The organism is Anabaena sp. AL93 (assembly GCF_001672085.1).
GTDB lineage: Bacteria > Cyanobacteriota > Cyanobacteriia > Cyanobacteriales > Nostocaceae > Dolichospermum > Dolichospermum heterosporum.
Genome location: NZ_LJOU01000147.1, coordinates 1 through 9,336, shown reverse-complemented (window position 1 = coordinate 9,336; position 9,336 = coordinate 1). Strand labels below are relative to the sequence as shown.

The window sequence follows — 9,336 nt, the reverse complement described above, 5'->3', positions numbered from 1 at the left end:
TTTTTTGTGATAAAAATCCGCGAAACCCTTATTACAGCAAATTGTCATCAAACCCGGAACAAGAACCCCGCCCCCAACCCCCTCCCCGCAAGCGATGAGGGGGCTAAGATGTACCTCATAAGATTGGAAATCGCTGTAAGCCATCAAACTCTTGTCTGTTCCCCGTTCCCTGTTCCCCGTTCCCTTGTCTCAAGCAACAATTTAAATGTGTGACAGCTTAGAGTTTAGGGAATAGGCATTGATACTGAGTTTTTTCCCAAAAAAACACCAAAATCAGGATAATAAACTATTCTAGGGAAAAATTGCAACCTTCCTGGGCTAGATGCCTATCCCACACCCCACAAGATTGGATCTAGAGACTTCCAAATAAAAAAATGTCCCAAAACTGATGCAGAAATTCTCTCTCTGTGTACTCTGTGCCTCTGTGGTTCGTTTCTTAGGATAATTTATTTCTTGGAAGTCTCCTAGGACTTACGCACGCTCACTAACTTACCATCATATGAATGAACGAAATTGCGTCGTTTTCGGCTTTGGGAATAACCTATTGAGTAGGGTGCGTCAGATAGAGGAAATCTGTTTTTTACCAAATTATTGGGTCTGACGCACCCTACAAGAGATAAAATCCACATTACATATTTAGAAAACTTTGTCAATGCGTAAGCACTAGGATCATCTTTTTTGTGGATTTCTCTTTGTCAGATTTGGAAAATTGAGGATATCCAGATAGTTGAAACTATTCCCTGTTCCCTGTTCCCTGTTCCCTGTTCCCTGTTCCCTGCCCTCACAGACCACTTTTTCAGCAAACCCTAGTTAGAAGTATGAACTACGAAATAGCCCGGAAACTACTCATAGACCAAACAAACAGTTTAGATAATCCAGATACTCTGTTAAGTCGTTTACAACAAGGTAAACCTCCTGTTCCTGGTCAAGTTACTTCCACCTTGTTAGCTTTAAAGGTGGTATTTGAAGCTTTAAAAACAGCACCAAACTTAGACAGAGAATTGGCTTTTGCTTTATATCAGTTGGCTGTAAAGGCGCAAAGATTCTTTGCTGCGGGACGAAAGGCAGGTGTGGACTGGCCTCCCCTGCTTAATGAGGATTTAGTCCGTATTTCTTTGGGGGCTGAAAGTATTTTTTCTGGTACATGGCAAACTTTATGATTGCGAAATATAACAACCACCAAGATGGTTATTAACTCCCATTGATAATAAAACTCCTGCCTTATTCTCCTTTATTCTTCTTTTTCCTCCTTTCTCCTCCTGACTCCTCCTAAATTAGCGGGTTCTTAATTCTGTTTCTAATTTATCTAAATCGGCTTTGAGTAACACTGTGATTTTACCGATGATGGCTTTACCTTCCTTGGGTTGGGCAATTTCTACCCAATACCCATAGCGATCGCCTATCCGTAATTCTCCCTGTAAAGCTTCTCGCGTTGGTGTCTTTGCTAGTCTAGATGTATTAATAGTAGTCTGATTAGGATATTGATAGACAATTTGAGCCTCATTGTAATCTTGATACACATCTAAACTATAAATTACTCGTAAAGACTCTTCCAAACGTTGTAATGTGATGCCATTAACAGCATCGAACATAGTCATACGTTCAGTGCGAATTGTGATGTGGTCTTTAGTAAATGTTACTCTACCAGGAGGTAATACGGAGGCTTGGAAGGTAAATCTTTGAGCCGCTGTATCACTTTTACTAATAAATAATCGTTCTCCCGGTTTTGGCTGTAGTGTGGGATGGGCTTTAATCCATGAGAGTACATCTCCTGTACTGTCTCCAGGTAGGGCTTGTCCGGGAGAATTTAGCAGCATTTCCACTGATAACCAAGGTATCAGTGAGCAAGGTAAAATCAATAATTTCAGTAAGGATTGTTTGAGCATTTTTTAGATAAATTAGGGTGCGTCGGAATTTTCACTGTCAAACCATTGCTACTTTAATGACTTTCCGCGCCTTCATATCTATAAATACCTGTTCTAGATCCTGTAAAGGTCGGTGTTCACTAATGAGCAAGTCAAAAGGAATTGTACCACTGGCGATGAGTAATAAGGCAGCCTTTACATATTCTGGTGTATTGTGAAATACGCCTTTGAGAGTAAGTTCACTATAGTGCAATTGTTCGGTATTCACAGTAATTGTAGTATCTCTTGGACAACCACCAAATAAATTGATAGTTGCACCAGGACGACCGCAAGCGATCGCAGTTTCCCAGACACTCGGTACACCAGTAGCCTCTATCACGACATCTGCACCCCAACCAGCGGTTAATTCCTTAACTGTATTGGCAATATCCGTAACTTGATGATAATTAAAAGTCTTGGCTGCACCCAGCTTTTCACCAATTTCTAACCGTTGATTATTCCCTCCCCACAATATCACCTCAGTATATTTCGCTAATACTGCCACAAACATCAAGCCAATCGCCCCATCACCCAAAACCACTACTTTGTCATCGGGTTTAGCACCACAACGGCTGATACCATGCAATACACAAGCTAAAGGTTCAGTCATCGCCGCTAATACTAGGGGCAAATGATCAGGAACTGGTAATAAATTATGCCTAACTATGGGAGCAGGAATTTTCAGATATTCTGCAAATGTCCCATTATTCCAAGTTAAATGGGGACATAAAGAATATTCTTGGCGTTGACAAAAGAAACATTTCATGCAGGGTGCAGAATTATTTGCCACCACGCGATCGCCTACCCGCCAATTCGTCACCCCAGCACCGACAGCCACAATCCGTCCTGCACCTTCATGGCCAAACAGTGTGGGTGGTGTCAACATTTTAGCATGGCCACCCCGTCGCCACACCTTCAAATCCGTACCACAAGTAGTGGCTGCTTCCACCTGAATCACCACCTCGCCGGCTGCGGGAGTCGGGTCAGGAACTCGTTCTAGGCGTAAATCCTCTTGTCCGTAGAGTAGTGCTGCTAACAAAACTTTTCACCCATAAAAAAGAAGTATGGCTTTAACCACGCTATCAAAATCACTTAAATACGGTTTTATACCATACTCAATGATATCGGCATATATTTTGTATTTAAAATTAGCAATTTCTGATTTTACCTAAATTTATGCTAATTAGCGATCTTTCCTGGACAAATTCAAGAACTCAACGCCGTTTGCGGTAAAACTTCTTGATTACGGGTTTCTCGCTTAGATAGGGGATTAGATCCATCATTGATACTTAAAACTGGTACTTCTTGTCTACAGGACAGACAAAACCAATAAACCTCATGATGGCGAACATGACGCAGAACCGAACCGCCACAGCAGGGGCAGGTGTTAACTATGATACTCATAAAATGTCCTCCTTTCAAAAAATTCAACCCTGGCAATGTTATGATTGATCTCGACATCACCATTAAAAACAATCCCAACTTCTACTTTTATGCTTGATTTAATGACGTTCATTTTCCAGCCCTTTATTCTCCCATTCGGAATCCTCCAATTTGGAGAAAATGGGGGTAAAAAACTATCAATAAATGCTAAATTAACAGATTTTTAAAAGATTTTCACAAACTCATTTTTTTATCGAAACATGAAAAATCCAGAGAACATTATTAAACTATAAACTAGTATAGACCTTGTTCATCTATCTGGGGGATCATAAATATCTAATTTTTACCGAATAAATGCTTCACCATTATTTTGCGATCATTTTAATCAATAACTCATGAAAATTGCTACTTGGAATGTGAATTCTGTGCGGACACGTTTAGAACAGGTTATCAATTGGTTAACAGAAAATCCGGTTGATGTTTTGTGTTTACAAGAAACCAAAGTTATAGACCAGGACTTTCCTAGTCTCGCATTTACAAATTTAGGCTATTATCCGTATATTTCCGGGCAAAAATCTTACAATGGCGTGGCTTTAATTAGTCGTCAACCGTTGATAGATGTAAGTGTAGGTTTTAGTCCTATTTTACCAGGTCTAGAATCAGCATGGGATGAACAAAAACGGGTGATTACGGGTGTAATTGAGGGCGTAAGAATTGTTAATCTTTACGTTCCCAATGGTTCATCTATTGGTAGCGAAAAGTATGAATATAAGTTAGGCTGGTTAAAAATACTGAAAGAATATTTACAGACGTTAATATTATCAAATCCAGCTATTTCTCTGTGTGGTGATTTTAATATTGCCCTAGAAGATATAGATATTAATGATAAAGTAAAAATAGATAATCACATCATGGCATCGGAATTAGAACGTCAAGCTTTACGAGATGTTCTGAATGTAGGTTTTGCAGATGCTTTTCGTAAATTCAACAGCGAAGGGGAAAATTATAGTTGGTGGGATTATCGCACGGCTGCTTTTAAGCGTAATTTAGGTTGGCGAATAGATCACCATTATCTCACACCAATCTTGTATGAACGCGCTCAAAGTTGTATTATTGATATTGAACCGCGAAAGTTAGTTCAACCCAGTGACCATACACCAGTAATTGTAGAATTTTAGCGGATTTTAGATCCCCGACTTCTCAAAGAAGTCGGGGATATGATTTTCCATTTATCTCCCTAACAATAAACCTCTGAAAAAATAAATCATGTTTGTTAATATTTGTTCTATCCATAATATAGAATAATCTAACCATTCCAGAATTTGTTCTAATGGGTGTTTTTCATAGCCTAATGAGGTGGCGGAAATATCAATCCAGTCTGGCTTAAAATTAAATTCTTGGCTGGTTTGACTGCCTGTTTGGGTAAATTCGTCGTTTTTCGGTTGAGGTGGTTTTTGACCCATTGTAGTCCGAATTCTCGGTAATCCCCATCTTATTTGAGATTGCGGTAGTTTATTGACATCATTATTATCAGATAATTCTTCAATATTGGTGGGGGTATTACCAAATAAATCATTCCATGTTAACCAGGTATCTTCTGAAGTATCCCCAATATTTAACTGATTGTTTGCTGATACTATCTTTTCAAAATCAGGTTTACTTTGTGGGGTTTCTCCAGAAGAATTTGAGTCAAGTTGATAAGTATTTCTGACAACAAAAAAGTAGTTTATCGCGGCTAAAATTAAATTAGAAATACTTTGTTGCTGAGGTTTTAAGTGATCATGATTAATAGTTAAATCATTAACTTGACTTTGGAAATTTTTGACGATTTCCTGACTATGTTTTTGGACGGGGACTAAAGCCGTAGTTTCTAAATTAGCAATTAATTGATCGAGAAATCCAAAAGGTTTCAGGGGACTGAGGAGAGGTTGTTGTGCTATGATGGGATGATCATCAGTTAACTTATTCAAAAGACCATCAATTTTGGGTAATAATTGTTGTTGTTGGTGAGCAATTAGTTGTAAAGAATACCGATATTCACTAATTTCGCTATTAATTCTATCTGCTAATTTGACGTTTTGCTGCGGTGTGAAAACATCGAAAATACGATTATCTGCGCTTACTAATACTAAATTACGGGTTTGCAATTCTATGGCAATTCCCTGTACTGTTGGTATATGCTGTTGCAGGGTACTTTCTGGAGTTGGAGAATTTGGACGAGGAAAAATTTTCTTCCACAAAGATCCTAACAATGTGAGAGGATTTGTTTGTGAGGAAGTTGGTATATCAGTCTCTCCGGGAGGAAGATTTTTGATAACATCTAATATAATTTGAATTGGCGCATCACTGGTAGGAGGAGTTGCTGATTGTAATTTTTTGACTGTGCCATTTTGTTGCCATAATTGGTAAAGTGGATAAAGTAGAGAACCTACACCCAAACCAGTAGCAAGTTGCAAATTCTTGAAGGTGTTTTCCAGTGTTTGTGTCAACCGTCGAGAATGCTGGTAGACAAAGTTGAAGAGTTTGCTTTGATAGCGATTGGAGGAATCGGAAGACATGGTAATTATGTGTAATTTGTAGGGTGGAGGTTATCGTCAATTAAAGGCTTTAGGTGTTGCTGATTAAGGGTATGAATTTTAGTCTCACGCAAAGGCGCAATCACGCTTCGTGATCTCGAAGAGTAGACGCAAAGGTCAGAGTTTTAAAGGTTTAATTTGGGAATTTCATACCTTAGTTCAGCAACGCCTAATTTTGGATTGTTAAGAGATTCCCACAAACCTATGAATTTTCAGCAATATCAATTATTGACATTTATGGTAATTGGGAATTGCATGAGAGACAATCTGAAAATCAAAGCACTTTCATTCCTGACTCCTGCTGTATATTATTTTATTAGAAATATGACTCTTCCTGTATCCTCATTAAATACTAAATCTATATCAACAGCAATTGAAAATTTGCGTTCTTGTTGTCAGGTTGATATCCAGTCAAGCTGGCAAAATCAGGAAACTGACGAGGTAGTTACTGATTTTATCCCATTTAGTTTAACTGATTGGCAACCTGTGGAACTAAATGAAAAAGCTCATGTTTCTTGGACGGGGGGAAAACGGGTATTATGGTTAGGACAAAAATTTTCTGTTCCTGAACATTTACACAATTTTCCGTTAACAAGTTTGTCTTTGCGTTTGGCGTTGGTATGGTGGGCAGATTTAGCAGAAGTGTATGTTAATGGTAAGTTAGTATTGACGGGGGATTTGTTTGATTCTTCCCCGCGAGTGTTGCTGAGTCCAAGTGTAACCCCTGGAGAAGAGTTTACCATAGCTTTGCGGTTGGTGAGTCCGGGACATTGTGATGGGGCGTTGATGCGATCGCTTGCAATTTTTGAGTCCACAGATTATGATAATCCTGATGCTGGTTTTATTGCTGATGAATTAGCAGTTACGGAAATTCTTTTACAAAACTTCGCACCAGAAAAGTTACTAAGTTTAGCTGGGGAAGTTGAGAAAGTTACAAATCGCCAAGACGCAGAAAATCAAGATTGGAAAACATATCTGCTGAATTTGCGACAAACTTATTTGAGTTTAGCTGAGTTTATCAACGCTCAAAAATATAAAATTAATTTATTAGGTCATGCACATTTAGATTTAGCATGGTTATGGCCTGTGGAGGAAACTTGGAAAGCAGCACAAAATACTTTTGAGTCAGCTTTAAAACTGCAACAGGATTTTCCCGAATTGATTTTCTGTCATACCACACCGGCGTTGTATGCTTGGGTAGAGGAAAATCGTCCCGACTTGTTTCGAGAAATTCAAAATCAAGTTAAAGCAGGAAAATGGGAAGTTTTAGGTGGTTTTTGGGTAGAACCGGATTTAAATTTAATTGCTGGTGAGTCTATAGTGCGTCAGTTATTATATGGACAAAGGTATTTTCTCCAGAAGTTCGGAAAAATATCTTCTGTGGTTTGGGTTCCCGACACCTTTGGTTTTTGTGCGACCTTACCCCAATTTTTTGCAAATGCAGGAATTGAGTCCTTTGTAACTCAGAAACTCCGCTGGAATGATACAACTAAATTTGATTATGACTTATTTTGGTGGCGATCGCCCGATGGCAGTCAAACATTAAGTTTCATGTCCGCACCTATCGGCGAAACCATCGAACCTGTAAAAATGACCAAGTCCGCTTGTGACTGGAAAACTCAAACAGGTTTACACAATTCTCTTTGGCTTCCCGGAGTCGGTGATCATGGTGGTGGTCCAACCCGTGATATGCTAGAAACCGCGCGACGGTGGGAACATTCCCCAATTTTCCCCAAGTTAGAATTTACAACTTCCGAAAAATACCTCAACGACATAAAATCATCAACTCAAAACTTACCAGTTTGGGAAGACGAACTTTATTTAGAATTCCACCGAGGATGTTATACTACCCACGCAGACCAAAAACGCTGGAATCGCAAATCTGAACATTTATTATATAGTGCTGAATTATTCGCAACTTTAGCAAATATCCTTTGTGGTGCAGAATTTCCGCAAACAGAAATAGAAACCGCATGGAAAAAAGTTTTATTTAACCAGTTTCACGACATTCTCCCCGGTTCTTCCATTACCCAAGTTTACGCAGACGCTTTATGGGAATGGGAAGCAGTAGAAAAATTAGGAACGAAAATACTAGAAGACTCATTAAAAGCGATCGCTTCCACAATCAACATACCACAACCTCCCAACCCTGAGAGCATCCCCGTCATAATTTTTAACTCACTCAACTGGGAACGTTCCCAAGTTGTCACCATTGACTTATCAAAAATCATCACCACAGATTACCCAACCTGGAAAATTTCTGATATTCAAGGAACAGAAATCCTCTCCCAAAACAGCGAAAACTCAACCTTATTATTTTTCGCAACCATACCATCTATAGGTTACAGCATTTTCTGGCTTTCTCCATCTTCCCCCCAACCCAAAACATTCCCCGAAAACTGGATATTAGAAAACGAATATTTGCAAATTCAAATCAACCCCGAAACCGGAGATATAGCCAACATCTTCGACAGAACCCAACAACGAGAAATTTTAACCGGTGCAGGAAATCAACTTCAAGCCTTTAGGGACAGCGGACAATATTGGGATGCTTGGAACATAGACCCAGATTATAACACAAAACCTCTACCGCCAACTCAATTAAAATTAATTCAATGGCAAGAATATGGAGAAATTCAACAACGGTTGCGAGTAGTCCGTCAACTCGGAAAATCAGAATTTTGTCAAGATTACATCTTGGAAATCGGTTCACCAATTTTGAAAATAACTAATACTGTAAATTGGCAAGAAAATCACGTATTAGTTAAAACAGCCTTTCCTCTCAACCTCCAAGCCGAATTTGCCACTTATGAAATTCCCTGCGGTGCTATTCATCGTCCCACAAATCCCCAAACCCCCGCAGAAAAGGCAAAATGGGAAGTCCCCGCATTACATTGGGCAGATTTAACCACAGATACAAAGATCGGAAAATACGGAGTCAGTCTTCTTAATGATTGTAAATATGGTTACGATGCCAAACCTAACCAACTACGCCTCACCTTGCTAAGAAGTTCCCATTGGCCAGACTCCCAGGCAGATAGAGGGATACAAGAATTTACCTACAGTTTATATCCCCATTTAGACAGTTGGGAAGAAGCAGAAACCGTCAAACGTGGTTATGAGTTGAATGTTCCTTTTCAGGTATTAGTAAACCCAGTCAATTATCAATCTAGATTGAACGCTTGTCAAAGCCAAAGTTTTCTCACCTTATCAGCAGATAATTTAATCTTAATGGCACTCAAACCCAGTGAAAATGATCCCCAAAAATTCATTCTTCGCTTTTATGAATGTCATGGACAAACAGCAGAATTATCTTTGCAAAGCGAGATTCTAAATCTAGAAAAACCAACTGATTTATTAGAAAATAATATCAAACTTTCCGCAACAAAGCAAGTAAATAAAAATATTGACCCTTGGAAAATTGTCACATTTCAAGCCACATCCAGCAAAATTCAGGGGTAGGGGAGGTAGGG

7 protein-coding genes are annotated in these 9,336 nt (G+C 39.0%); 3 read left to right on the top strand and 4 right to left on the bottom strand.

Going from position 1 to position 9,336, the window contains the following annotated elements; all coding sequences use genetic code 11:
• Positions 1–818 precede the first annotated feature (818 nt).
• The gene (locus tag AN486_RS24960) at positions 819–1,160 is read left to right on the top strand and encodes a Dethiobiotin synthetase (RefSeq protein ID WP_290602887.1); all 342 of its coding nucleotides are present in this window, start codon (positions 819–821) and stop codon (positions 1,158–1,160) included.
• 114 nt (positions 1,161–1,274) lie between these two features.
• On the opposite strand, the gene AN486_RS24955 is transcribed toward AN486_RS24960, so the two are convergent.
• The 3 genes from AN486_RS24955 to AN486_RS24945 form a co-directional block, all read right to left on the bottom strand.
• The gene (locus AN486_RS24955) at positions 1,275–1,886 is read right to left on the bottom strand and encodes a hypothetical protein (RefSeq protein WP_027401113.1); all 612 of its coding nucleotides are present in this window, start codon (positions 1,884–1,886) and stop codon (positions 1,275–1,277) included.
• A 37-nt stretch (positions 1,887–1,923) separates the two neighbouring features.
• Positions 1,924–2,943 carry an alcohol dehydrogenase catalytic domain-containing protein gene (locus AN486_RS24950; protein ID WP_053539583.1) on the bottom strand — a complete coding sequence of 340 codons (1,020 nt, stop codon included), beginning with the start codon at positions 2,941–2,943 and terminating at the stop codon, positions 1,924–1,926.
• A 167-nt stretch (positions 2,944–3,110) separates the two neighbouring features.
• A complete protein-coding gene (locus AN486_RS24945; protein ID WP_071992747.1) occupies positions 3,111–3,308 on the bottom strand; it encodes a hypothetical protein in 198 nt (65 codons plus the stop codon).
• Positions 3,309–3,682: 374 nt separating this feature from the next.
• Here AN486_RS24945 and xth point away from each other — a divergent pair, with 374 nt between their 5' ends.
• A complete protein-coding gene (gene xth / locus AN486_RS24940; RefSeq protein WP_053539584.1) occupies positions 3,683–4,465 on the top strand; it encodes an exodeoxyribonuclease III in 783 nt (260 codons plus the stop codon).
• Between the two features lie 51 nt (positions 4,466–4,516).
• Here the strand turns inward: xth and AN486_RS24935 are convergent, their stop codons facing one another.
• Positions 4,517–5,845: a hypothetical protein gene (locus AN486_RS24935; RefSeq protein ID WP_290602886.1), complete on the bottom strand. Its 1,329-nt coding sequence runs from the start codon at positions 5,843–5,845 to the stop codon at positions 4,517–4,519.
• A 342-nt stretch (positions 5,846–6,187) separates the two neighbouring features.
• On the opposite strand from AN486_RS24935, the gene AN486_RS24930 reads away from it, so the two are divergent.
• Positions 6,188–9,325 carry an alpha-mannosidase gene (locus AN486_RS24930; protein ID WP_290602888.1) on the top strand — a complete coding sequence of 1,046 codons (3,138 nt, stop codon included), beginning with the start codon at positions 6,188–6,190 and terminating at the stop codon, positions 9,323–9,325.
• The last annotated feature ends 11 nt before the right edge of the window (positions 9,326–9,336 follow it).

Excerpts from the sequence above, each read along its gene's own strand:
- AN486_RS24945 (WP_071992747.1), bottom strand. The coding sequence starts at position 3,308 with ATGAGTATCATAGTTAACACCTGCCCCTGCTGTGGCGGTTCGGTTCTG.
- AN486_RS24935 (WP_290602886.1), bottom strand. The coding sequence starts at position 5,845 with ATGTCTTCCGATTCCTCCAATCGCTATCAAAGCAAACTCTTCAACTTT.
- xth (WP_053539584.1), top strand. The coding sequence starts at position 3,683 with ATGAAAATTGCTACTTGGAATGTGAATTCTGTGCGGACACGTTTAGAA.
- AN486_RS24930 (WP_290602888.1), top strand. The coding sequence starts at position 6,188 with ATGACTCTTCCTGTATCCTCATTAAATACTAAATCTATATCAACAGCA.
- AN486_RS24960 (WP_290602887.1), top strand. The coding sequence starts at position 819 with ATGAACTACGAAATAGCCCGGAAACTACTCATAGACCAAACAAACAGT.
- AN486_RS24955 (WP_027401113.1), bottom strand. The coding sequence starts at position 1,886 with ATGCTCAAACAATCCTTACTGAAATTATTGATTTTACCTTGCTCACTG.